Annotated in this window: 23 protein-coding genes and 1 tRNA gene; 13 read left to right on the top strand and 11 right to left on the bottom strand. The window is 71.3% G+C overall.

Translation table 11 applies throughout. The annotated features are described in order from the left end of the window. Positions 1–23 precede the first annotated feature (23 nt). The 3 genes from ACIBAE_RS12455 to ACIBAE_RS12445 form a co-directional block, all read right to left on the bottom strand. Positions 24–1,556: a PP2C family protein-serine/threonine phosphatase gene (locus ACIBAE_RS12455; RefSeq protein ID WP_399284383.1), complete on the bottom strand. Its 1,533-nt coding sequence runs from the start codon at positions 1,554–1,556 to the stop codon at positions 24–26. Between the two features lie 141 nt (positions 1,557–1,697). Next, positions 1,698–2,213 (bottom strand): FHA domain-containing protein, encoded by a 516-nt coding sequence (locus tag ACIBAE_RS12450; RefSeq protein ID WP_399284382.1) that lies wholly within the window; start codon positions 2,211–2,213, stop codon positions 1,698–1,700. Between the two features lie 10 nt (positions 2,214–2,223). Next, entirely contained in the window at positions 2,224–3,099 is an 876-nt protein-coding gene (locus ACIBAE_RS12445; protein WP_399284381.1) for an FhaA domain-containing protein, read from the bottom strand. Positions 3,100–3,436: 337 nt separating this feature from the next. Here ACIBAE_RS12445 and ACIBAE_RS12440 point away from each other — a divergent pair. Next, positions 3,437–3,520: transfer RNA gene (locus ACIBAE_RS12440), tRNA-Leu, on the top strand. Between the two features lie 316 nt (positions 3,521–3,836). On the opposite strand, the gene ACIBAE_RS12435 is transcribed toward ACIBAE_RS12440, so the two are convergent. Then, positions 3,837–4,451: an FMN-dependent NADH-azoreductase gene (locus ACIBAE_RS12435; RefSeq protein ID WP_399284380.1), complete on the bottom strand. Its 615-nt coding sequence runs from the start codon at positions 4,449–4,451 to the stop codon at positions 3,837–3,839. Positions 4,452–4,577: 126 nt separating this feature from the next. On the opposite strand from ACIBAE_RS12435, the gene ACIBAE_RS12430 reads away from it, so the two are divergent. The 4 genes from ACIBAE_RS12430 (at position 4,578) to ACIBAE_RS12415 (ending at position 7,938) form a co-directional block, all read left to right on the top strand. Continuing rightward, positions 4,578–4,931 (top strand): winged helix-turn-helix transcriptional regulator, encoded by a 354-nt coding sequence (locus ACIBAE_RS12430; protein WP_399284378.1) that lies wholly within the window; start codon positions 4,578–4,580, stop codon positions 4,929–4,931. A gap of 152 nt (positions 4,932–5,083) precedes the next feature. Next, on the top strand, positions 5,084–6,565 hold the full coding sequence (locus ACIBAE_RS12425; RefSeq protein ID WP_399284376.1) for a DUF2252 domain-containing protein: 1,482 nt from the start codon (positions 5,084–5,086) through the stop codon (positions 6,563–6,565). 49 nt (positions 6,566–6,614) lie between these two features. Continuing rightward, positions 6,615–7,535, top strand: coding sequence for a hypothetical protein (locus ACIBAE_RS12420; protein ID WP_399284375.1), 921 nt, complete (start codon positions 6,615–6,617; stop codon positions 7,533–7,535). A 61-nt stretch (positions 7,536–7,596) separates the two neighbouring features. Next, positions 7,597–7,938: a rhodanese-like domain-containing protein gene (locus ACIBAE_RS12415; protein WP_399284374.1), complete on the top strand. Its 342-nt coding sequence runs from the start codon at positions 7,597–7,599 to the stop codon at positions 7,936–7,938. Positions 7,939–8,179: 241 nt separating this feature from the next. On the opposite strand, the gene ACIBAE_RS12410 is transcribed toward ACIBAE_RS12415, so the two are convergent. The 5 genes from ACIBAE_RS12410 to paaA are packed head-to-tail and all read right to left on the bottom strand — an operon-like array spanning position 8,180 to position 11,857. Then, on the bottom strand, positions 8,180–9,238 hold the full coding sequence (locus ACIBAE_RS12410; RefSeq protein WP_399284372.1) for a 2Fe-2S iron-sulfur cluster-binding protein: 1,059 nt from the start codon (positions 9,236–9,238) through the stop codon (positions 8,180–8,182). Next, positions 9,239–9,745: a 1,2-phenylacetyl-CoA epoxidase subunit PaaD gene (gene paaD, locus ACIBAE_RS12405; RefSeq protein ID WP_399284370.1), complete on the bottom strand. Its 507-nt coding sequence runs from the start codon at positions 9,743–9,745 to the stop codon at positions 9,239–9,241. Beyond that, on the bottom strand, positions 9,739–10,494 hold the full coding sequence (gene paaC / locus ACIBAE_RS12400; RefSeq protein WP_399284369.1) for a 1,2-phenylacetyl-CoA epoxidase subunit PaaC: 756 nt from the start codon (positions 10,492–10,494) through the stop codon (positions 9,739–9,741). The genes paaD and paaC overlap by 7 nt, the downstream gene beginning before the upstream one ends. Then, a complete protein-coding gene (paaB, locus tag ACIBAE_RS12395) occupies positions 10,491–10,781 on the bottom strand; it encodes a 1,2-phenylacetyl-CoA epoxidase subunit PaaB (RefSeq protein ID WP_399284367.1) in 291 nt (96 codons plus the stop codon). The genes paaC and paaB overlap by 4 nt, the downstream gene beginning before the upstream one ends. Then, positions 10,778–11,857, bottom strand: coding sequence for a 1,2-phenylacetyl-CoA epoxidase subunit PaaA (gene paaA, locus ACIBAE_RS12390; protein WP_399284678.1), 1,080 nt, complete (start codon positions 11,855–11,857; stop codon positions 10,778–10,780). The genes paaB and paaA overlap by 4 nt, the downstream gene beginning before the upstream one ends. Positions 11,858–11,999: 142 nt before the next feature. On the opposite strand from paaA, the gene ACIBAE_RS12385 reads away from it, so the two are divergent. Genes ACIBAE_RS12385 through ACIBAE_RS12375 form a run of 3 tightly spaced genes read left to right on the top strand, consistent with a single transcriptional unit; the run spans position 12,000 to position 14,841 of the window. Then, complete coding sequence (locus tag ACIBAE_RS12385; RefSeq protein ID WP_399284365.1) at positions 12,000–12,704, top strand: DUF5819 family protein; 705 nt, start codon at positions 12,000–12,002, stop codon at positions 12,702–12,704. Then, entirely contained in the window at positions 12,701–14,122 is a 1,422-nt protein-coding gene (locus ACIBAE_RS12380) for an HTTM domain-containing protein (protein WP_399284363.1), read from the top strand. Before ACIBAE_RS12385 ends, ACIBAE_RS12380 begins: the two co-directional genes overlap by 4 nt. A gap of 32 nt (positions 14,123–14,154) precedes the next feature. After that, positions 14,155–14,841 carry a TrmH family RNA methyltransferase gene (locus tag ACIBAE_RS12375; protein ID WP_399284676.1) on the top strand — a complete coding sequence of 229 codons (687 nt, stop codon included), beginning with the start codon at positions 14,155–14,157 and terminating at the stop codon, positions 14,839–14,841. Positions 14,842–14,884: 43 nt separating this feature from the next. Here the strand turns inward: ACIBAE_RS12375 and paaN are convergent, their stop codons facing one another. Beyond that, entirely contained in the window at positions 14,885–16,603 is a 1,719-nt protein-coding gene (paaN, locus tag ACIBAE_RS12370) for a phenylacetic acid degradation protein PaaN (RefSeq protein WP_399284362.1), read from the bottom strand. A 163-nt stretch (positions 16,604–16,766) separates the two neighbouring features. On the opposite strand from paaN, the gene ACIBAE_RS12365 reads away from it, so the two are divergent. Continuing rightward, positions 16,767–18,308 carry a 3-hydroxyacyl-CoA dehydrogenase gene (locus tag ACIBAE_RS12365; protein ID WP_399284359.1) on the top strand — a complete coding sequence of 514 codons (1,542 nt, stop codon included), beginning with the start codon at positions 16,767–16,769 and terminating at the stop codon, positions 18,306–18,308. Then, complete coding sequence (locus tag ACIBAE_RS12360; protein ID WP_399284358.1) at positions 18,305–18,910, top strand: TetR/AcrR family transcriptional regulator; 606 nt, start codon at positions 18,305–18,307, stop codon at positions 18,908–18,910. Before ACIBAE_RS12365 ends, ACIBAE_RS12360 begins: the two co-directional genes overlap by 4 nt. A 55-nt stretch (positions 18,911–18,965) precedes the next feature. On the opposite strand, the gene ACIBAE_RS12355 is transcribed toward ACIBAE_RS12360, so the two are convergent. Then, positions 18,966–19,538 carry an Lrp/AsnC family transcriptional regulator gene (locus tag ACIBAE_RS12355; RefSeq protein ID WP_399284356.1) on the bottom strand — a complete coding sequence of 191 codons (573 nt, stop codon included), beginning with the start codon at positions 19,536–19,538 and terminating at the stop codon, positions 18,966–18,968. Between the two features lie 204 nt (positions 19,539–19,742). Between ACIBAE_RS12355 and pdhA the strand changes: the two genes are divergently transcribed. From pdhA to ACIBAE_RS12340, 3 genes are read left to right on the top strand one after another with little or no spacing between them, the layout of a single operon-like run. Next, a complete protein-coding gene (gene pdhA / locus ACIBAE_RS12350; RefSeq protein ID WP_399284674.1) occupies positions 19,743–20,894 on the top strand; it encodes a pyruvate dehydrogenase (acetyl-transferring) E1 component subunit alpha in 1,152 nt (383 codons plus the stop codon). Further along, positions 20,891–21,895: an alpha-ketoacid dehydrogenase subunit beta gene (locus ACIBAE_RS12345; protein ID WP_399284355.1), complete on the top strand. Its 1,005-nt coding sequence runs from the start codon at positions 20,891–20,893 to the stop codon at positions 21,893–21,895. The genes pdhA and ACIBAE_RS12345 overlap by 4 nt, the downstream gene beginning before the upstream one ends. Next, positions 21,895–23,325 (top strand): dihydrolipoamide acetyltransferase family protein, encoded by a 1,431-nt coding sequence (locus ACIBAE_RS12340; protein ID WP_399284352.1) that lies wholly within the window; start codon positions 21,895–21,897, stop codon positions 23,323–23,325. The genes ACIBAE_RS12345 and ACIBAE_RS12340 overlap by 1 nt, the downstream gene beginning before the upstream one ends. Positions 23,326–23,397 lie beyond the last annotated feature (72 nt).

Raw genomic sequence — 23,397 nt, 5'->3', positions numbered from 1 at the left:
TGGTGAAAGGCCCCCTACGGCCGCTACTGCTGTTTTCCGCAGTTCGAGGCCACCTTCTGCTCCTCCTCCGAGAGGCTGGGGCCAGGAGCGGGAGTCGGCTTCGGCTTGGTGTCGGTGGTGGTCCGGCCGGAGGGATTCGTGCCGGAGGGATTCGTACCGGCCTTGCCGGAGTCGGTCTGTGCCTGCTCGGCGGCCGCGGCCGCGGCCGCCTCGCGTTCCGCCTGGCGGCGCTGCGCGTCCTTCTTGCAGGCCGAGGCCTGGGTGGCGAGTTCGTCGACCTTCTCGCGCGCGTCGGCGAGGCTGCCCTCGGCGATGGTGGCTTCCACCTGGTTGCGCTGGTAGGGCGGGAGGTACTTGAGTTCGATCTCGGGATGGTCGGTCTCGACCTGCGAGAGCGAGAGCCAGGCCAGGTCCTGGCTGATGCCCTGGTAGAGCGCGATGTGCTGCTCGTTGGACCCGACGTAGTACTGGGTCTGGGTCCAGCGGTAACCGCCGTACACGCCGGCACCGACGACGCCCAGCGCGAGCACCACGGAGAAGGTCCGCTTGAGCCACTTGCGGCCCTGGCGGGGTTTGACGAAGTCCTCGTCGCTGTAAGCGCCGAAGCCGCCTTCGTACGGCCCGGCGCCGTAGCCGGAGTCGTCGCCGCTGCCGGGCGGGCCGAAGCCGCCGCCGTGCTGGGGCGGCACGGGCCGGCCGAGGCCCGCCGCGCGGCCGGCGGGGGTCTGCATCGCGGCGGCGTTCTGCGCGTTGCTGAGCTGGTACTGGTTCTCGGCGACCGCGCCGACGACGACCGGGGTGTCGTTGAGCTGCCCGGCCAGGGTGTCGTTGGACTCGGCGTCGAGGACGTCGGCCACGATGCAGGTGATGTTGTCGGGGCCGCCGCCGCGCAGGGCGAACTGGATGAGTGTCTGGATGCTCTCCTGCGGGCCCTGGTAGCTGGCGAGCGTCTCCTCCATCGTCTGGTGGGAGACGACGCCCGAGAGGCCGTCGGAGCAGATCAAGTAGCGGTCGCCGACGCGGACCTCACGGATGGAGAGGTCGGGCTCGACGTGGTCGCCGCTGCCCAGCGCGCGCATCAGCAGAGAGCGCTGCGGGTGGGTGGTGGCTTCCTCTTCGGTGATCCGGCCTTCGTCGACCAGGCGCTGCACCCAGGTGTGGTCCTGGGTGATCTGCGTCAGGACGCCGTCGCGCAGCAGGTAGGCGCGGGAGTCGCCGACGTGGACGAGGCCGAGCCGCTGGCCGGTCCAGAGGAGGGCGGTGAGCGTGGTGCCCATGCCCTCCAGCTGGGGGTCCTCCTCGACCATGGAGCGCAGTTGGTCGTTGGCCCGCTGTACGGCGGTGCCCAGCGAGGTGAGGAGGTCCGATCCTGGTACGTCGTCGTCGAGTTGCACGAGGGCCGAGATCACCTCGGAGGAGGCGACCTCACCGGCGGCCTGGCCGCCCATGCCGTCGGCGATGGCCAGCAGCCGGGGGCCGGCGTAGCCGGAGTCCTCGTTGCCTTCCCGGATCATGCCCTTGTGCGACCCGGCGGCGAAGCGCAGAGACAGACTCATGCGCACCTCACCCGTCGGCTCGCCGGTCGACTGTCGCGCCAGCCGGTCTCGAGCCACACTGCCCACCCTCCGGTCGGGAGCCTGCTCCGGTCCGCAGTCGGGACCGCTGCGGCTCGCTCGCTCCGCTCGCTCATTGTCGTACTACTTCCGCAGCTCGATGACGGTCTTGCCGATGCGAATCGGAGCGCCCAGCGGAATCGGTGTCGGGGTGGTGAGTCGGGTCCGGTCGAGATACGTGCCGTTGGTGGACCCGAGATCCTCGACGATCCACTGGCCGTCACGGTCCGGGTAGATCCTGGCATGCCTGCTGGACGCGTAGTCGTCGTCCAGCACGATCGTTGAGTCGTGCGCGCGGCCCAGGGTGATGGTCTGCCCCTGGAGCGCGACCGTGGTGCCGGTCAGGGTGCCTTCGGAGACGACCAGCTTGGTGGGGGCGCCGCGGCGCTGGCGGTTGCCGCCCTGCTGCTGGCGCTGCTGGGGCGGCGCCGGGGTCTGGCGCGCCTGCTGGGGACGGGCGTCGCTGTTGCGGCGTGAGCCGCGCTGCGTGACGCGTGTTCCGAACAGGTCGCTGCGGATGACCTGGACGGCCACGATCACGAACAGCCACAGAACGGCCAGAAAACCTAGCCGCATGACCGTCAGGGTCAGCTCTGACATTGCCCCCGCTTCACCCTTCGGCTTGCCTGTAAATGATGGTCGTATTGCCCACGACGATCCGCGAGCCGTCGCGGAGCGTAGCGCGGGTGGTGTGCTGTCCGTCCACCACGATGCCGTTGGTGGACCCGAGGTCCTGGATCGTCGAGGGCGTTCCGGTCCGGATCTCGCAGTGTTTGCGCGATACGCCTGGATCGTCGATCCGTACGTCGGCTTCGGTGCTGCGGCCCAGCACGAGCGTCGCACGGGAGATCTGGTGGCGATTGCCGTTGATCTCGATCCAGCTGCGTACCTGGCCGTGTGCGGCCTGGCCGGGGCCGCTGCCGGGGGGCGGGGTGCGGCCGGCCACGGACAGGTGGCCACCGGGGGGTGGGGCGGTCGGCATGGGGGGTGCCGAGGCGGGCGGGTAGCCGTAGCCGCCGGGGGCGCCGCCCTGGGGGGAGGCGTGACCGCGCTCGGGTGGCTGCCCGTGGCCCTGCCCCTGCCCCTGCCCGTGGCCCTGCCCCTGTGACGTACTCGACGCCAGGGTGCGGCTGCGCACCCGGTACAGACCGGTGTCGAGGTCCTCGGCCTTCTCCAGGTGGACCTTGATCGGGCCCATGAAGGTGTAGCGCTGCTGCTTCGCGTAGTCGCGGACCAGCCCGGACAGTTCGTCACCGAGCTGGCCGGAGTACGGGCTGAGGCGCTCGTAGTCGGGCGTGCTCAGCTCCACGATGAAGTCATTGGGGACGACGGTCCGCTCGCGGTTCCAGATCGTTGCGTTGTTGTCGCATTCGCGCTGGAGGGCACCCGCGATCTCGACGGGCTGGACTTCCGACTTGAACACCTTCGCGAAGGTGCCGTTGACCAGACCTTCGAGACGCTGCTCGAAACGCTTCATGACTCCCATGGGGCACCTCCTCCGTCGTTGCCGTCCTGGTACTGCTTACTGATCGTATCCACGCGTCGGGAAATCGGCTGGTTCCCCTTGTCTGCCCCGTCGATGAGTGTCACCTCTCACACGGATGGTAGAGGCGGCCTCACGACAGTGTCCCGCACCCGGGGTCCACTCAGGAGGAGTGGGTGCGGTCGCTGTCCGTTCCCTGTTCCGTTGCCCGACTCCGTGCCTGCTTCCCCGTCGTACCGCCGGAACAACGGAGGTGAACCCACCGTCTTCACCGTGCTAATCTTTTCCATGTCGCCAGGGACACACACCAGCAGGTGAGGGACCGGACGACACACCCAATGCGCGGGTGGCGGAATAGGCAGACGCGCTGGATTCAGGTTCCAGTGCCCGAAAGGGCGTGGGGGTTCAACTCCCCCCTCGCGCACAGATGGAAGCCCCGTAGGTCATCGACCTACGGGGCTTCTTCGTTGTGTTCCCGGGTCGTGTCTCCGGTTCGTGTCTCCGGGGCGGGTGTCGGAGGCGGGTGCCGGGGTCGGGTGTCCGGGCATGATGTCCGGCCGGGGTTCCTGGCGGGGGCTCCCAGTTGAGCGCCGGGTTGAGCGTCCGGGATGTATGTCCGGTTGTGTGTCCGGCGTCTCGCCGGAGGTCACGGTGGGAGACGTGCTTCCCGGGGGCGGCCCCGCCGGGAGGCACGTCTCCCAGGCCGGGGACGCGCTGTCCCCGGACCGTGGGCGGGCGGCTCAGACCGCGAGGCGGGCGGCCAGGGCCTTGGCCTTCTGCGTGGCCGCTTCGTTCGCCTGGGTGCGGGAGGTCTCGGCGAGCGGGATGAACTGGGTCATCTGCGGGTTGGAGTGGGCCAGGGTCATCTCGGCGACGATGAAGTCGATCTGGGTGACGCCGAGCATGCCCTCCAGCACCTTCTCCAGGTAGTTCTGGACGAACTCGAAGTCCTCGCGCGGCGTGCCCGGGGCGTAGGACCCACCACGGCTGGCGACGATGGTGAAGGGCGTCTCCGCCGACGTGCTGTCGGGGCCCGCGTTGTGGCCGTTGATGATCACCTGGTCCAGCCATGCCTTGAGCGTGGACGGGATCGTGAAGTTGTACATCGGGGCGCCGATCAGCACGGCGTCCGCCTCGGCCAGCTCGGCGGCGAGCTCGGCGCGCAGCGCGTTGTCCGCGCCGGCGACGACGGCGGCCATGTCCAGGTGGGGCAGCGGGGTGGCGGCGAGGTCGCGGTAGATGACCTTGCCCTCGGGGTGCTGCTCCTGCCAGGACTGGACGAAGAGGGCGGTGATGTCGCGGGAGGCCGAGCCTTCGGGGAAGACGGCGGAGTCGATGTGCAGCAGCGTTGCCATGAGGATCTCCAGAGGGGGGTGAAAAAGAAGAGGGCGCCGGGCGGGCGGTAGTTCCGTTCGTTACTAGAGATAACACAGCTACTTACTTTTTTTCATCCCACTCCGTGGAACCAGTACTCTGAGGACATGGCGGACCACAGCGAGGACGCGTGCAAGCAGGTCAACGTGGGCATCACGCTGGTCTTCGAGCTGCTCGGCAAGCGGTGGACCGGGCCGATCATCTCCGTCCTGATGGAACGGGCGGCGCACTTCGCCGAGCTGCGTCGGGCGATTCCGGGCATCAGCGAGCGCATGCTCTCCGACCGGCTGACCGAGCTGGGGATAGCGGGCCTGGTCCTGCGCGAGGTCGATGTGGGGCCGCCGCTGCGGGTCAGGTACCGGCTGACCGAGGCGGGGGCGGCGATGGAGCCGGCGCTGAAGGAGCTGGCCCTGTGGGCCGAGTCATATCTCCGGGGAGCTACGCCCGAGCCGCGCTGCTGATCCCCGTCGCTTCCGTCGCCTCCGTCGCTTCCGTGGCGGGGTGGTGCGGTTGTCCACAGTCGTGCGGTTGTCCACAGGGGAGGCGCCCGCCCCGAACGCCCGGTACCTTCGTGGAAGTTGATGTTGGGCGAGTGCGGGGGAGGCGGCACGCCATGGGCGATGTCGGAGCGGAATCCGAGCGCATTCCGGCGGTGCCGGGATTCGCGCCGCGTATCGCCGAGGGCGTCGCGGGCAGGCCGGGCCGTACGCCCAAGGCTGTGGGGAAGGCACTGCGCGAGCGGGTCGCGCGCTCCTCGCACGACTCGGTGATCTTCGCGGCGGGGCGGCCCGACGCGGTGCGTGCCGTCGAGGAGTCGAGCCGGGGCCGGGTCCCCGAGCTGGCTCCGATCCGGGTGGGGCGGATGGCGGCGACCCCCTTCGCCTTTCTGCGCGGCGCCGCCGGGCTGATGGCCCATGACCTGACGGGCACCCCGGTCACCGGGGTCGGCGCGCAGATCTGCGGAGACGCGCACGCGGCGAACTTCGGTCTGTACGGAGACGCGCGCGGCCGGCTCGTCATCGATCTGAACGACTTCGACGAGACCGTGGTCGGTCCCTGGGAGTGGGACGTCAAGAGGCTCGCCACCTCGCTGGTGCTGGCCGGCCGGGAGGCGGGCGCGGACGAGGAGACCTGCCGGCGCGGCGCGGCCGACGCGGTGGGCGCCTACCGGCGGACGATGCGGCTGCTGGCGAAGCTTCCCGCGCTCGACGCGTGGAACGCGATCGCCGACGAGGAACTTGTCTCGCACGCCGACGCCCGCGATCTGGTCGGCACGCTGGAGCGCGTCTCGCGGAAGGCCCGTAACAACACGAGTGCGCGGTTCGCCGCCAGGTCGACCGAGGCGGTGCCCGGCGGGGGCGGGGCTGCCGGGGGCGGCGCAGGTGCGGACGGGGCCTCCGGGGGAGCCGGGTGGCGGCGCTTCGTGGACGCGCCGCCCGTCCTGCGGCGGGTGCCCGACGAGGAGGCCGGGGCCGTGGCCGCCGCCCTGGAGGAGTATCTGGGCACCCTCTCGGTGGACCGGCTGCCGCTGCTCGCGCGGTACGCGATCCACGATGTGGCGTTCCGGGTGGTCGGCACCGGCAGCGTCGGCACGCGGTCGTACGTGGTGCTGTTGCTCGACCACCGGGGCGAGCCGCTGGTGCTCCAGGTGAAGGAGGCGCGGCCGTCCGCCCTGCTGCCCCATCTGGCGGCTGTCGGATTCGAGGTGCCGGAGACGGTGCACGAAGGGCGCCGGGTGGTGCTCGGCCAGAAGCGGATGCAGGTGGTGAGCGACAACCTGCTGGGATGGACCACGGTGCGGGGCAGGCCTTATCAGGTGCGGCAGTTCAGGAACCGCAAGGGAAGTGTGGATCCGGCGGCGCTGCCGGCCGATCAGATGGACGACTACGGGCGGATGACCGGCGCACTGCTCGCCAGGGCCCACGCGCACAGCGTGGACCCCCGGCTGATCGCCGGGTACTGCGGCAAGAACGAGGAGCTGGACGAGGCGGTGGCGGCCTTCGCGGTGGCGTACGCGGACCGTACGGAGGCGGACCACGCCGACCTGGTGGCGGCGGTCAGGAGCGGGCGGGTGGCGGCCGAGCTCGGGGTCTGAGGGCCCGGGGCGGGGCGGGGCCCGCCGTGATCGCCCGTAGGCTGGAAGGGTGATGTACGACGCCCCCGGGGAGCCGACGATCCGTAACGACGACGAGCAGGACGTACGAGACGTGCCGGATGCGGCGGACGTGCCGGATGCCACGGATGCGGCGGACGCCGTGCAGGCGGCGGCGGTGAGCGGGGCGGCGGACGTGCCGCGTCCCGAGGCGCGCCTGGAGAAGGCCGTGCGCGCCGCCGAGCAGGCGCTGATCGAGTTCGAGATCGCGCTGGAGACCTTCCGGGTCGAGGTGGAGAACTTCTCCCGGCTGCACCACCAGCGGCTCGGCCCGATGTACTCCCGGCTCGACGAGCTGGACGCGATGATCGCCGAGGCCCGGGCGGCCCGGACCGGTGACGCCGATGATCTGCGCAGGGCGAAGGAAGCCCGCGCGATGGTGCAGCCGATGCCGGGGGTGGAGGAGCTGTTCCACGACTGGCTGGACTCCGACGGACTGTCTCCTGAGGCGGCGGCGATGCTGACCGATCAGCCGGTGCGGCCGCCCAAGCGGGTACGGCCGAGCGACGAGGCCCGCAAGCTCTACCGCGACCTGGTGCGCAAGGCGCACCCGGACCTGGTGCGGGACGACGCGGAGCGGACCCGGCGTGAGGAATTCGTCACGCGCGTCAACGCCGCCTACGGGCGCGGCGACGAGCCGCTGCTGCGGGAGCTCTCCGAGGAGTGGGCGGCGGGGCCCGCGCCGCGTGCGCCCCGGCTGAGCGAGAGCGAGGAGCTCTACGCCCGGCTGGAGTGGCTGTCGCGGCGCAAGGAAGTGCTGGCGCAGGTCGCGCGGGAGCTGGAGGACAGCGCGATCGGCTCGATGCTCAGGATGGCGCCGGACGACCCGGACCGGCTGCTGGAGGAGATCGCCGAGCAGCTGCTGGCCGAGGTCTCCGAGCGTGAGAGCGAACTGGCCAAGCTGGTGGAGTAGGTTTTCCGGAGCCGCCGGTGCCCGGTCCAGGCCCCGGTCACGTACGAGAGAAGGCACACCCATGAACTTCGCCCCGCTGCCCTCGGTAGATGTCGCGGCGGTGCCGGCCGACGGCCTGGTGCTGGATGTCCGGGAGAACGACGAGTGGGCCGCCGGTCATGTCGAGGGTGCGCTGCACGTCCCGATGAGCGACTTCGTGGCCCGCTTCGGTGAGGTGACCGAGGCGGCCGACGGCCGTAAGGCGTATGTGGTGTGCCGGGTGGGCGGCCGTTCCGCCCAGGTCACCCAGTACCTGGTGCAGCAGGGCATGGACGCGGTGAACGTGGACGGCGGAATGCTGGCCTGGGACGGCGCCGGGCGTCCGATGGTCACCGACAACGGCAGCCCGGCCTTCGTCCTCTAGGGCGTGTCGCGAACGTAGCGCCGTCCGCCCGAGGGGCGGGGCTCACGGCGTCTGGTGCGTGCGATCGCAAGGCGGAGGATCGTTCTCGTACTGGACGTACGTGGACGATTCCGACAGTGCGGCGAGTGTGCGTGCCAGGGGTCGCGAACCAGGCGTCGCGAACCAGGCGGGACTTTCGCAACAGGCCCCAGGCGCGGTCCGGCGGACCTTGGGCCCTCCGGGGGCCGCGACCCCGGCTGGTTCAGCGGTCGAAGTCCAGCTCCACTTCGGCGGTGGCCGGGTGGGACTGGCAGGCCAGTACGTAGCCCGCCTCGGTCTCCTCCGGTTCCAGCGCGAAGTTCCGGTCCATCCTGACCTCACCCGAGACCAGGAACGCCCGGCAGGTCCCGCACACACCGCCCTTGCACGCGTAGGGCGCGTCGGAGCGGCTGCGCAGCACCGTTTCCAGTAGTGATTCCCCTTCCTGGACCGGCCAGTTGCCGGAGCGTCCGTCCAGGGTCGCGGTGAGGGTGCTGCGGGCCGGGGTCCGCGCGGCGGCCGTGGTGACGGTCGCCGTGGCGTCGACCGCGTCGTCGACGTGGAAGATCTCCTGGTGGATGCGGCCACGGGGCACGCCGAGTCCGCGCAGCGCTCGTTCGGCGCCGGCCACCAGGCCGAGCGGGCCGCAGAGGAACCACGCGTCGACATCGGCCACCGGGAGCAGCGCCGGCAGCAGCCCGGTGAGCCGCTCCCGGTCCAGCCGCCCGGAGCCCAGCCCCGCCTGCTGTTCTTCCCGGGAGATCGCCGTGACCAGCTGAAAGCGGTCCGGGTAACGGTCCTTGAGGTCGGCGACCTCGTCCAGGAACATCGTCGAGGCCACTGTGCGGTCACTGCGGATCAGGCAGAACCGGGCGTCGGGCACCCGCGCCAGCAGGCTGGCCGCGATGGACAGCACGGGAGTGATGCCGCTGCCTCCCACGACCGCCGCGAAGCGCCCGGAGCGCGGCTCCAGTACGAACCGGCCCGTCGGCTCCATGACCTCGACCGTGTCGCCCACGGTGAGTTCCTTGAGCGCGTACGTCGAGAACTCGCCGCCCTCGACCAGCCGGATGCCTACGCGCAGTACGGGATCGGCGGTGGCGGGCGCGCAGATCGAGTACGTACGCCGGATCTCCTCGCCGCGCGCGGTGCGGCGCAGGGCGATGTGCTGGCCGGGGGTGTGCCGGAAGGCCTCGCGCAACTCGGGCGGCACGGCGAAGGTGACGGCCACCGCGTCGTCCGTGAGCCGCTCGACGTCGCTGACCCGGAGCGGATGGAACATCTACAACTCCTTGAAGTGGTCGAACGGTTCGCCGCAGGATGTGCAGCGGCGCAGCGCCTTGCAGGCGGTGGAGGAGAACCTGCTCAGCAGTTCGGTGCCGGCCGAGCCGCAGTGCGGGCAGCGGATGGCGAGCGTCAGCGGCACCGGGCCGCCGCCGGCGCCGTGCGGGCGCGGCGGGGCTATGCCGAACTCGGCGAGCTTGCGCCGGCCCTCGGCGCTGATGTCGTCCGTCGACCAGGCCGGGGAGAGGACCGTGACGACGGAGACCTCCGCGATTCCGTGGTCGTGGAGCACGCGCTCGATGTCCGAGGACATCGCCTCGATCGCCGGGCAGCCCGTGTAGGTGGGGGTCAGCTCGACCTGGACCTCTCCGGCGCCCGAGACACGGACGGTACGCAGCACCCCCAGCTCCTCCAGCGTCACCACCGGAAGCTCGGGGTCGGGCACGGCGCCGGCGAGGGCACGCAGCTCGGCCTCCAGTGGCGTGGCAGGGGTGGCGGTCACCATGACGCCCCCGGGTGGCTGCGGTGCAGGTGCTGCATCTCGGCGAGCATCCGTCCGAACGGTTCGGTGTGCAGTCCCTGGCGGCCCGCGCCCGCGGCCCAGCCCCCGGTCCGGGGGGAGTCCGGGGCGCTCAGCGTGGCCCGTTCCAGTGCGGCGCTGACCGAGGCGAGCCAATCGGCCTCCAGCGCCTGCCAGTCGAGATCCACCCCTTCGACGGGCCGGAACATCTCGCCGGTGTACCGCCAGAGGTCCTCGCAGGCCCGCCGCATCCGCTCATGGCTCTCCGCGGTGCCGTCCCCGAGCCGCAGTGTCCAGTGCTCGGCGTGATCCTGGTGGTAGGCGACCTCCTTGACGGCCTTGGCCGCGAGACCGGTGAACTCGCTGTCCCCGGCCGCGAGCCGCTGGTACAGGAACAGCTGATAGGTGGAGAAGTAGAGCTGGCGGGCAATGGTGTGCGCGAAGTCGCCGTTCGGCTGCTCGACCAGCTGGAGGTTCCGGAAGGACCGCTCCTCGCGCAGATAGGCCAGGTCGTCCTCGTCCCCGACGAGGGAGAGCAGGATCCGCGCCTGCCCGAGCAGGTCGAGCGCGATATTGGCGAGCGCCACCTCTTCCTCCAGGACAGGGGCGTGGCCCGCCCACTCCCCCAGCCGGTGCGAGAGCACCAGGGCGTCGTCGCCCAGGGCCAGTGCGGCGGCGTGCGTGGCGGTACGCGCGGGCAGGTGCGCCGGGACGGTCGGCGGTGCGTCGCTCACAGGTGTTTCACCCCCTCCGGGATCTCGTAGAAGGTCGGGTGCCGGTAGGGCTTGTCGCCGGCCGAGGCGAAGAACGGGTCCTTCTCGTCGGGGGAGGAGGCCGTGATCGATGCGGACTCCACGACCCAGATCGACACGCCTTCGCTGCGCCGGGTGTAGAGATCGCGGGCGTTGCGCAGGGCCATCTCCGCGTCCGGGGCGTGCAGGCTTCCCGCGTGGGTGTGGGAGAGCCCCCGCCGGGAGCGCACGAACACCTCCCACAGCGGCCAGTCGGTCGAGCTGCTCATGCCGTCGCCTCCGTCTGCGTGCTGTCGGTGCTGTGGGTGCTGCCGGTGCTCGCCGTGCTGTCCGTGCTGCCGGCGCCCGCCGTGCTGTCCGTGCTGCCGGTGCTGTGCCTGCCGCGCGTGCCGGTTTCGTGCTTCGTCGCGTACGCCGCCGCCGCTTCCCGGACCCAGGCTCCTTCTTCGTGCGCCCGGCGGCGCTGCGTGATCCGCTGTTCGTTGCACGGTCCGTCGCCCTTCAGCACGGCCCGGAACTCGGCCCAGTCGATCGCTCCGAAGTCGTGCCGGCCCAGCTCCTCGTTCCACCGCAGATCCGGGTCGGGGAGGGTCAGACCGAGGGAGCGCGCCTGCGGGACGCAGATGTCCACGAAGCGCTGTCGCAGCTCGTCGTTGGAGTGCCGCTTGATCTTCCAGGCCATGGACTGCGCGGAGTGGGCCGACTCGTCGTCCGGGGGGCCGAACATCATCAGGGACGGCCACCACCAGCGGTCCACCGCGTCCTGCGCCATGGCGTGCTGGGCGGGCGTCCCCCTGCTCAGGGCCAGCAGCAGTTCGTACCCCTGCCGCTGGTGGAAGGACTCCTCCTTGCAGATCCTGACCATCGCCCGCGCGTAGGGGCCGTACGAGCAGCGGCACAGCGGGACCTGGTTGGTGATCGCCGCGCCGTCCACCAGCCAGCCGACCGCGCCGACGTCGGCCCAGGTCAGCGTCGGATAGTTGAAGATCGAGGAGTACTTCTGACGGCCTGAGTGGAGCTTGTCGAGCAGCTCGTCGCGGCCGGTGCCGAGGGTCTCGGCGGCGCTGTAGAGATACAGGCCGTGCCCCGCCTCGTCCTGCACCTTGGCCATCAGGATCGCCTTGCGGCGCAGTGACGGCGCGCGAGTGATCCAGTTCGCCTCGGGCTGCATACCGATGATCTCGGAATGGGCGTGCTGCGCCATCTGGCGGACCAGCGTGGCGCGGTACGCGTCCGGCATCCAGTCGCGCGGCTCGATGCGTTCGTCGGCGGCCACGGCGGCGTCGAACGCCGCCTCGAAAGCCCGCTCCACCGTCTCCACCTTCGCCTTCGCGGCTGTCGCCATGGGCACTGTCGTCATCCGGGACCCCTACCGACCGATCGTTCGGTTCACTGGCTTCAATGGTGAGTCGACGGCCCGTAGGGTGTCAACCCTGTGGATAACCAGGGCCGGGGTCCGACGGGGGATCGGCGGAGATCGGGGCGGAATGGATTCGTACGGTGACAAGGGCGTGAAGGCCGGGCCGCCACCCGGCGTCGGGATAGCCGGGCTGTCCTTCCCGTACCAGGTGGCGGCCGCCGTCGCGCTCGCCGTCGTCGCCCTGCTGGCCTGCGGCCATCTGGCCATGGTGTTTCTGCACGTCGCGCCCTCCAACACGCTCAGCAAGCAGTACGGCAAGGCCGTCGACGACTGGATATATCCGGAGTTCGAGCAGAACTGGAAACTCTTCGCGCCCAACCCCCTCCAGCAGAACGTCGCCGTCCAGGTGCGCGCCGAGGTCGAGTCCGGCGGCGGCCGGACGACCACCGGCTGGATCGATCTCTCCGCCGAGGACGGCGAAGAGATCCACGGCAACCTCCTCCCCAGCCATGTCGACCAGAACGAACTGCGTCGCGGCTGGGACTTCTTCGTCGGATCGCACGACAACGAGAACCGTCCCAACGGTCTGCGCGGGCAGCTCTCCGAGAGCTACGTCCGCCGCATCGTCATGCTGCGCCTGGACAAGCGCGACCTGGGCGGTCCCGTCGATCGCATCCAGCTCAGGTCCGCCACCAGCGCCGTCCCCGCTCCCGCGTGGAGCGAGGAGAAGATCAATACCCGGCCCGCCTACCGGGTCCTTCCCTGGTGGACGGTGGACGCCACGGATCTTCCCGGGGACGTGCGCGGCGGCCGTACGGAGGCCGGCCGGTGAGCGGGGGACCGAGCAAGCGGCGGAGCCCGGACCGGCGGGCCGCCCGTGCCGTGCAGCGGGCCACCTCCACGGCCTTCGGCCCGTACCAGAGCGCGGTCATCCGGATCGGATTCGCCGGCACCTGGCTGCTCTTCCTGTTGCGCGAGCTGCCGCACCGGCGCGAGCTGTACGGGCCCGACGGGCCGTGGAGCTGGGACATGGCCCAGCAGCTGATCACCAAGAACGGTGCCTTCACCGGACTGATGTGGTCGAGCAGTGCGGTGTGGTTCGAGATCGTCTTCGGCGCGGCGGTGCTGTCCAGCGCGCTGCTGATGCTCGGCTGGCGCACCCGCACGATGTCCGTGCTGTTCATGTTCGGCGTGCTGTCGCTGCAGAACCGCAGCATCTTCATGGGCGACGGCGGGGACAACGTCATCCATCTGATGGCGATCTATCTGATGCTGACCCGCTGTGGTCAGGTCTGGTCGCTGGACGCCAGGCGCGCGGCGCGCGAGGCGGCCCGGGCCGAGGCCCTGGCCGCCTCCGGCGAGGCCGGTGACGGCGCCGGAGACGGCGCTGAGGCCGACGCCCCTGACGGGGGGCGCGGCGATGGAGCGGACGACGGCGGCCGGGTCGCACCGGACCGGGTCGCACCGGACCGGGTCGCACCGGACCGTGTGGTCCGGGACCGGGGCGCATCGGACCGGGGCGCACCCGACCGGGGCGCACTCGACCGGGGCGCACCCGACCGGGTCGGGCCGGCCCTGTGGGTCGTCCTGGGCGTGTTTCTTCTCATCGGCACCGTGACGGACCGGGTCCAGCCCGAAATGTGGCTGCTGGTCCTTTTCTGGGGACAGTGGGTGGGCCAGGCCCTGTGGTGGGCGGCGCGGCGCTTCGCGCCTGGCGGCGAGCCGCGCGCCCTGCTCGATGTCCTCGCCAACCTCATCCACAATGCCGCACTCGTGGTGATCATGGCCGAGGTCTGTCTCGTCTACGCCACCGCCGGCTGGTACAAGATCCAGGGGTCGCGCTGGCAGGACGGCACCGCCCTGTACTACCCGCTCAATCTCGACTATTTCGCGCCGTGGCCGGACCTCTCCGCCCTGCTCTCGGCCAGCGGCGTCATGGTGATGCTGCTGACCTACGGCACGGTCGTCGTGCAGGTCGCCTTCCCCTTCACGCTCTTCAACCGGCGGGTCAAGAATGTCCTGCTGGTCGCGATGATCCTGGAGCACGTGGGCATCGCCGTGCTGCTCGGGCTGCCGTTCTTCTCGCTCGCGATGATCGCCGCCGACGCGGTGTTCCTGCCGACGAGCTTCCTGCGGTGGCTCGGCGGGCGGGTCGCGGCCTGGCGGGACCGGCTGTTCACGCGGGGCCGGAGCGCCCTGCCGGAGGAGCGGCGCGAGAGCCCGGAGGAGCCCCGTACCCTCGTCGGGTGAGCAGTGAGAGCGTGGCCGGGAGCCCGGTGCCGATGCAGTCCGTACCGGTGCGGCCGGAGGCGGAGCGGGCGGAAGCGGTGCAGTACGACGACGGCTTCGGTCCCGAGATCGGCGTCGGACCGCATCCCGGACCCTGGCCGGTGGGCGAGCGGTACGACCCCGAGCTGCTGGCGGCCGGCGACCGGCGCAACGTGGTCGATCAGTACCGGTACTGGACGCGTGAGGCGATCGTCGCGGACCTCGACACCCGGCGCCACGACTTCCACGTGGCGGTGGAGAACTGGGGCCATGACTTCAACATCGGCTCCGTGGTCCGTACCGCCAACGCCTTCCTGGCGAAGGAGATCCATATCGTGGGGCGCCGTCGCTGGAACCGGCGCGGGGCGATGGTCACCGACCGGTACCAGCATGTGCGCCACCATTCCGACACCGCGGAGCTGACGGCCTGGGCGGCGGCGGAAGGGCTGCCGATCATCGGGATCGACAATCTGCCGGGCGCCGTACCGCTGGAGCGGACCGAGCTGCCCCGCCGCTGTGTGCTGCTCTTCGGGCAGGAGGGCCCGGGGCTGACCGAGGAGGCCCGCGAGCACGCCGCGATGGTGTGTTCGATCGCGCAGTTCGGCTCGACCCGCTCGATCAACGCGGGGGCGGCCGCCGCGATCGCCATGCACGCCTGGGTGCAGCGCTACGCGGACGTCCCGGCGCCGCCCGTCCTCTGACCAGCGGCGCCGAGCGGCGCGGGGATGTCCGCCGAGCTCGATCTCAGCCCTGGCGCCGTACCTCCACGACCCGGAAGCGGTTCGCCACGAACGCCGCGTCGCACAGCGCCGCGTTCGCCGCCGGGTTGCCCCCGGAGCCGTGGAAGTCCGAGAAGGCGGCCGTCTGGTTCACGTACACCCCGCCCGTGAGATTCAGCGAGAGCTGCGCGGACTCCTCCAGGCAGACGTCCTCGATCGCGCGCTCCGTCTCCGGGGACGTCGTGTACGCGCCGACGGTCATCGCGCCCTTGTCGCGGACGGTCCGCCGCAGCAGCTCCAGCGCGTCCGCCGTCGAGTCCACGGCGACCGCGAACGACACCGGTCCGAAGCACTCGGCGAGATAGGGCAGCTCCGCGTCGCCTTCCGTGCCGGCTTCCCAGGCCTTCTCCCAGGCCTTGCGGGCGCCGTCGGCCTTCACGATCGCGGGCGTACGGACCACGGCGCCGGGGAAGTCCGGGTGGACGATCTCCCGCGAGGGGAGCGCGACCTCCCCGAGTCCGGTCGCGGCCTCCAGACGGGCCTTCACCTCGGGGTTGACCAGCGCGCCGAGCAGCGCGTTGGCCCGGGCGTCGTCTCCCAGCAGCCCGCTCACCGAGGCCGCGAGATCGGCCACCACCTCGTCGTAGGACTTGTCGCCCACGTCCGTCGTGATGCCGTCCCGGGGGATGAGCAGGTTCTGCGGGGTGGTGCACATCTGGCCGCTGTACAGCGACAGGGAGAAGGCGAGGTTGGAGAGCATTCCCCGGTAGTCGTCGGTCGAGTCGATGACGACGGTGTTGACGCCGGCCTTCTCCGTGTAGACCTGCGCCTGGCGGGCGTGGGTCTCCAGCCATTCGCCGAAGGCGGTGGAGCCGGTGTAGTCGATGATCCTGATCTCGGGGCGCAGGGCCAGCGTCCTGGCGATGCCCTCGCCCGGCCGCTCGGCCGCCAGCGCGACCAGATTGGGGTCGAAGCCGGCCTCGGCGAGCACCTCGCGGGCCACCCGTACGGTCAGCGCGAGCGGCAGTACCGCGCGCGGGTGCGGCTTGACCAGGACCGGATTGCCGGTGGCCAGCGAGGCGAACAGGCCGGGATAGCCGTTCCACGTCGGGAACGTGTTGCAGCCGATGAGCAGCGCGATACCGCGCGGCGCGGCGGTGAAGGTCTTCCGCAGCTCAAGGGGGTCACGCTTGCCCTGCGGCTTGGACCAGTCTGCGGCGGCGGGCGTACGGGTCTGCTCCTGGTACGCGTAGGCCACGGCCTCCAGACCGCGGTCCTGGGCGTGCGGTCCGCCGGCCTGGAACGCCATCATGAACGCCTGCCCGCTGGTGTGCATCACCGCGTGCGCGAACTCGTGTGTACGGGCACCGATCCGCGCCAGGATCTCCAGACAGACCAGGGCGCGCGTCTCGGGGCCCGCCGTGCGCCACGCGCCCATCCCCGCGCGCAGGGCGGGCAGCAGGACGTCCAGGTCCGGGTGCGGATACTCGATCTCCAGCGCCGGACCGTACGGCGAGATCTCGCCACCCGTCCAGTCGTCCGTGCCGGGCTGGTCCAGCTCGAAGCGGGTCCCGCGCAGCGCCTGGAAGGCGGCGAGCCCGTCGGCCGGCGCGCTCTCGCCGTACGCCTTGGGGTGTTCGGGATGCGGGGACCAGTAGGCACGGCCGCGGATCGCGTCGAGGGCCTGATCGAGCGTGGGCCGGTGCTTCTCGGAGAGCTGCTGGGGGCTGAGCTGGGCGGCCATGACGGACCAACTCCTCGTCGAGCTGGGCGGGACAGGGACATGAGCTGACGGACAGAGTTAGAGTAACCGAACGATCGGTCGGGACAAGGGGGGCCGCGGAACCTGTGGACAACGTGCGGCCGCAGACCATTCAACGGATCACTCATGCGGGAGGATTGCGGCCATGACAGCAATCGAGCCCGGCCGCGTCGTCGCGGTCGTCGGCACCGGCACGATGGGGCAGGGCATAGCCCAGGTGGCGCTGGTCGCCGGCCATCCCGTACGGCTCCATGACGCCGTACCCGGCCGCGCGGAACAGGCCGCCGTGTCCATCACCGGGCGACTCGACCGGCTGGTCGAGAAGGGCAGGCTCGACGCCGGAGCGCGCGATGCCGCGCGGGCGCGGCTGTACCCCGCCGCCCGACTCGCCGAGCTGGCCGATGCCGCACTCGTCGTCGAAGCGGTCCTGGAACAGCTCCCCGTCAAGCGAGAGCTGTTCGCGGCGCTGGAGGACATCGTCGCCGACGACTGCCTCCTCGCCACCAACACGTCCTCCCTCTCCGTCACCGCCGTCGCGGGCGCGCTGCGCCTCCCCGGCCGCTTCGTCGGACTGCACTTCTTCAACCCGGCGCCCCTGCTGCCGCTCGTGGAGGTCGTCAGCGGCTTCGCGACCGAGGATGCGGCGGCGCTCAGCGTGTACGAGACGGCCCGGGCCTGGGGCAGGACACCGGTGCGCTGCGCCGACACCCCCGGATTCATCGTGAACCGCGTCGCGCGCCCCTTCTACGCGGAGGCGCTGCGCGTGTACGAGGAGCGCGCCGCCGACCCCGCCACCATCGACGCCGTCCTGCGGGAGTGCGGCGGCTTCCGGATGGGCCCGTTCGAACTGACCGACCTGATCGGCCAGGACGTCAACGAGGCCGTCACCCGGTCCGTGTGGGAGTCCTTCTTCCAGGACCCGAAGTTCACGCCGTCCCTGGCGCAGCGCAGGCTGGTGGAGTCGGGGCGGCTGGGCCGTAAAACGGGCCAGGGCTGGTTCTCGTACGGAGAAAGGGCGGCGGGACCACAGGGGGCGGCGGGGCCGCAGGCGCACACCGCCGGGCTCTGCGAGGCCCCGGACGCCGTCGGCCTGCACGCGGACCTCGGGCCGGCCGCCGTGCTGCGGGAGATGATCGAGGAGGCGGGCATCAAGGTCACCCGCGACCGCTCGCCCCACCTCTCCGACGGGTTCCTCACGCTGCCCGGCGGCACGCGGCTCGGCCTCACCGACGGATCGACGGCCACGGGCGACCCCTCAGGGGCGTACATCCACTTCGATCTCGCCCTCGACTACCGCGCGTGCACCCGGGTGGCCCTCGCGCCCGGAGCGGACGCCGACCCGGAAGACGTACGGGCCGCCATCGGCCTCTTCCAGCGGCTCGGCAAGCAGGTCAGCGTCATCGCGGACACGCCGGGCATGATCGTCGGGCGGACGGTCGCGATGCTGATCGACTTCGCCGTCGACGCGGCGGCACGCGAGGTGGCGAGCGCGGGGGACATCGACACCGCCATGAAGCTCGGTGTGAACTACCCGGGCGGGCCCGGTGAGTGGTGCGACCAGCTCGGCGCGCGGTGGGCGGAGCGGTTCCTGGCCACCCTGGACGGCCAGTACCCGGGCGGCCGCTACGCCGCGTCCACGGCGCTGCGGCGCCGCGCCGATCTCGAAGCCAAGCAGGTGCGTTCATGACCACTCCCAAGCGCGACACGTACACGCCCGAGACCCTGCTCGCCGTCGCCGTCGGCGTCTTCAACGAGCGCGGTTACGACGGAACGTCCATGGAGCACCTCTCCAAGGCCGCCGGGATCTCCAAGTCGTCGATATACCACCACGTCGTGGGCAAGGAGGAGCTGCTGCGCCGTGCGGTCAGCCGTGCCCTGGACGGCCTCTTCGGCATCCTCGACGAGGAGGGGGCGACGCGGGGAGCGGCCATGGCGCGGGTCGAGTATGTGACCCGCCGCACCGTCGAGGTGCTGATGGCCGAGCTGCCCTATGTGACGCTGCTGCTCCGGGTCAGGGGCAATACGCGGACCGAGCGCTGGGCGATGGAACGGCGCAGGGAGTTCGACCAGCGGGTCGCCGATCTGCTCAAGGCGGCCGCGGCGGACGGGGACCTGCGGGCCGACATGGACATCAGGCTGGCGACCCGGCTGCTCTTCGGCATGGTCAACTCGCTGGTGGAGTGGTACCGGCCGCAGGCGGCCGGCGGCTACGACCGTGATCAGGTCGCTGAGGCGGTCGTCCGGCTGGCCTTCGACGGACTGCGTACGGAGCGTGGCGGCTCCGCGTAGGACCTGTCCGGCGAAGATCCGCCGGCCGCGTCCCCGACCTCACAGGGCAATACATCTAGGGCGTGCCGCTCCCGTCCTGGAGGGGAAGAGGAAGGGGCAGGTGAACGGGGCCGCCCGGGGCCGTCCCGGGCGCCAGGTCCGTCTCCTCGAACACCAGCAGGGTGCGGGTCGAGAGCACCTCGGGGATGGCCTGCAGCCTGGTCAGGACCAGTTCGCGCAGGGACCGGTTGTCAGGGGCGTGCACCAGCAGCAGGACATCGAAGTCACCGCTGACCAGTGCGATGTGGGCGGCCCCCGGCAGCTCCTGGAGCTGTTCGCGCACCGTGCGCCACGAGTTCTGGACGATCTTCAGGGTGATATAGGCGGACGCGCCCTGACCGGCGCGTTCGTGGTCCACTCTGGCGCTGAATCCACGGATGACCCCGTCCTCGATCAACCGGTTGATCCGGGCGTACGCGTTGGCGCGCGAGACATGGACCCGGTCGGCCACGGAGCGTATCGACGCGCGGCCGTCCCTCCGCAGGATGCGGAGGATGTCGCGGTCGATCGCGTCCAGCGGACGCGGCGGAGGGACATGCTCCGTGCCGCCGCCACTCCTGTGGGCCCCCCGGTCCGTGCCGTCGGCCATTTGTTCAGCTCCCCTGTCTCCCCGCCTCGCCCCCCTGGACGAGCTGTGTCCATCCCAGGCTGTGGAGAACCGTTTGTCCACAGGCTGAAGCCGCGTGTAGCCAAAATGCCGCCGCGACCGAACAATCGGTAGGTGAGGCGTGCCACATCCGGGCACCCCCCTCGCCCGCTCCCACGAGGAGGTGCACGCGTGAAGAAAAGCAGTATGTCGGTCCAGGAACTGCCCGGTGGCGCCGCTCAGCCGCCCATCCCGCCCCCGGCGTGGCAGCCGCGTACGGATCCCGTACCGCTGCTTCCCGACCCCGAGCCGTACCGGGTGCTGGGTACGGACGCCGCCGCCGGCGCCGATCCCGCGCTGCTGCTGCGGCTCTACGCCGAGCTGGTACGCGGCCGCAGGTACAACGCACAGGCCACGGCCCTCACCAAGCAGGGCAGGCTGGCCGTCTACCCGTCGAGCACCGGCCAGGAGGCGTGCGAGGTCGCCGCCGCGCTGGCCCTGCGGGAGCAGGACTGGCTCTTCCCCAGCTATCGCGACACCCTCGCGGCCGTGGCGCGCGGACTCGACCCCGTCCAGGCACTGACGCTGCTGCGCGGCGACTGGCACACGGGCTACGACCCGCGTGAGCACCGCGTCGCGCCGCTGTCCACGCCGCTCGCCACCCAGCTGCCGCATGCCGTCGGGCTGGCGCACGCCGCCCGGCTCAAGGGGGACGACGTGGTCGCGCTCGCCCTGGTGGGGGACGGCGGCACCAGCGAGGGCGACTTCCACGAGGCGCTGAATTTCGCCGCCGTGTGGCGCGCCCCGGTCGTCTTCCTCGTGCAGAACAACGGCTTCGCGATCTCCGTGCCGCTCGCCAAGCAGAGCGCGGCGCCCTCCCTGGCCCACAAGGCCGTCGGGTACGGGATGCCGGGCCGGCTGGTCGACGGGAACGACGTGGTGGCCGTGCACTCGGTGCTCGGCGAGGCCATGGACCGGGCCAGGCGTGGTGACGGACCGACGCTGGTCGAGGCTGTCACGTACCGCATCGACGCCCATACGAACGCCGATGACGCGACGCGCTACCGGGGCGACGGCGAGGTCGAGGTGTGGCGCGCGCACGATCCGATCCGGCTGCTGGAGCACGAGCTCACGCAGCGCGGGGTGCTGGACGAGGACGGCATCAGGAAGGCCGCCGAAGCCGCCGAGACCATGGCGGCGCGGCTGCGCGAGCGGATGAACGCCGATCCGGTGCTCGACCCCATGGACCTTTTCACCCATGTCTACGCGGCACAGACCTCTCAGCTGCGCGAGCAGGCGGCGCAGCTCCGCGCCGAGCTGAACGCGTCGGCCGGGGAAGGACCGGGTGAGGATCGATGACCACGGTCGCGGTGAAGCCCGCCACCATGGCGCAGGCGCTGCGGCGTGCCCTGCGTGACGCGATGGCCGAGGACTCGTCCGTCCATGTCCTCGGCGAGGACGTGGGCACGCTCGGCGGAGTCTTCCGGATCACGGACGGGCTCGCGGCCGAGTTCGGCGACGACCGCTGTACGGACACCCCGCTCGCCGAGGCGGGCATCCTGGGGGCGGCCGTCGGGATGGCGATGTACGGGCTGCGGCCCGTCGTGGAGATGCAGTTCGACGCCTTCGCGTACCCGTCGTTCGAGCAGCTGATCAGCCATGTCGCGAAGATGCGGAACCGCACGCGCGGGGCGATGCCGCTGCCGATCACCGTGCGTGTGCCGTACGGCGGCGGGATCGGCGGGGTCGAGCACCACAGCGACTCCTCCGAGGCGTACTACATGGCGACGCCCGGCCTGCACGTCGTCACCCCGGCGACGGTCGACGACGCGTACGGACTGCTGCGGGCGGCGATCGCCTCCGACGATCCGGTGATCTTCCTGGAGCCGAAGCGGCTCTACTGGTCGAAGGCCACCTGGTCGCCGGAGACACCGTCCGCCGTGGAGCCCATCGGCCGCGCTGTCGTACGGCGCCGGGGCAGCAGCGCCACGCTCATCACCTACGGCCCGTCCGTGCCGGTCTGTCTGGAGGCGGCCGAGGCGGCACGTGCCGAGGGCTGGGACCTGGAGGTCGTGGATCTGCGCTCGCTGGTGCCGTTCGACGACGAGACGGTCGCGGCGTCCGTACGGCGTACGGGGCGAGCGGTCGTCGTCCATGAGTCCACCGGCTTCGGCGGTCCCGGCGGGGAGATCGCCGCCCGGATCACCGAGCGGTGCTTCCACCATCTGGAGGCGCCGGTGCTGCGGGTGGCGGGATTCGACATTCCGTATCCGCCGCCGATGCTGGAGAGGCACCATCTTCCGGGAGTGGACCGGGTGCTGGACGCGGTCGCACGGCTCCAATGGGAGGCGGAGAGCTGATGGCCCAGGTACTCGAATTCAAGCTGCCGGATCTCGGTGAGGGACTGACCGAGGCGGAGATCGTCCGCTGGCTGGTGTCGGTGGGGGACGTCGTCGCCATCGACCAGCCGGTCGTCGAGGTCGAGACGGCCAAGGCGATGGTCGAGGTGCCCTGCCCCTACGGGGGTGTGGTGACGGCGCGCTTCGGTGAGGAGGGTGCGGAGCTGCCGGTCGGGGCGCCGCTGCTGACGGTGGCGGTAGGGGCGTCGGATCCGGGCGCCGCACCCGCTCCGGGCACCGCGCCCTCGCTCGCTTCCAGGGCCCCGGCGGCGACATCGGCTCCGTCCGCTCCGTCCGCGACGTCGCCTTCCGCTTCGGACGAGGCGTCGGGCAATGTGCTGGTCGGTTACGGGACGGGCGCGCCGGCGGCGCGCAGGCGCCGGGTCGCTCCGGTGCCTGTCCGGTCCGTGAACGGTGCCCCGGGGAACACCGCGTCCGTGAACACCGCGTCCGTCTCCGTCGCCTCCGCTCCCGCCGCGCACGCGGTGAACGGCGGTGCCGGGCCGGTCGCGGTCGTCTCGCCGCTGGTGCGGCGGCTGGCCCGGGAGAACGGTCTCGACCTGCGGGGGCTGACCGGCTCGGGGCGCGACGGCCTGATCCTGCGTTCCGACGTGGAGCAGGCGATCCGGCAGGGTGCCTCCCGCACGCAGCCCGGAATCCCCGCCCCGACGGCTGTTGCCGGTGCCTCGTCCGTGCGGGCCGGTGCGGTACGGGTGCCGCTGCGCGGCGTACTGGGCGCGGTCGCGGACAAGCTGGCGCGCAGCCGTCACGAGATCCCGGACGCCACCTGCTGGGTCGACGCGGACGCCACGGAGCTGATGGCGGCCCGGGCGGCGATGAACGCGGCCGGGGGTCCCAAGATCTCGTTGCTGGCGTTGCTCGCCCGGATCTGTACGGCGGCCCTCGCCCGCCACCCGGAGCTGAACTCCACGGTGGACATGGCCGCGCGGGAGATCGTGCGCCTGCCCGAGGTGCATCTGGGCTTCGCCGCGCAGACCGACCGCGGGCTTGTCGTTCCCGTCGTACGGGACGCCCACAGCCGCTCGGCCCAGTCGCTGAGCGCCGAGTTCGCGCGCCTGACGGAGGCGGGCCGGTCCGGCACGCTGAAGCCCGGCGATCTGACCGGCGGGACGTTCACGCTCAACAACTACGGAGTGTTCGGCGTGGACGGCTCCACGCCGATCATCAACCACCCCGAGGCGGCGATGCTCGGGGTCGGCCGCATCGTCCCGAAGCCGTGGGTCCATCAGGGCGAACTGGCCGTCCGCCAGGTCGTCCAGCTGTCGCTCACCTTCGACCACCGTGTCTGCGACGGCGGCACGGCCGGCGGTTTCCTGCGCTATGTGGCGGACTGCGTGGAACAGCCGGCGGTGCTGCTGCGCACCCTGTAGCGGGTCTGCGGGTCTGCGGGTCTGCGGGTCTGCGGGTCTGCGGGTCTGCGGGGATCTGCGGGCGGCCCCGGC

The sequence above is a fragment of the Streptomyces sp. NPDC051569 genome, assembly GCF_044454085.1.
GTDB lineage: Bacteria > Actinomycetota > Actinomycetes > Streptomycetales > Streptomycetaceae > Streptomyces.
This window is presented reverse-complemented; position numbering and strand designations above follow the sequence as displayed.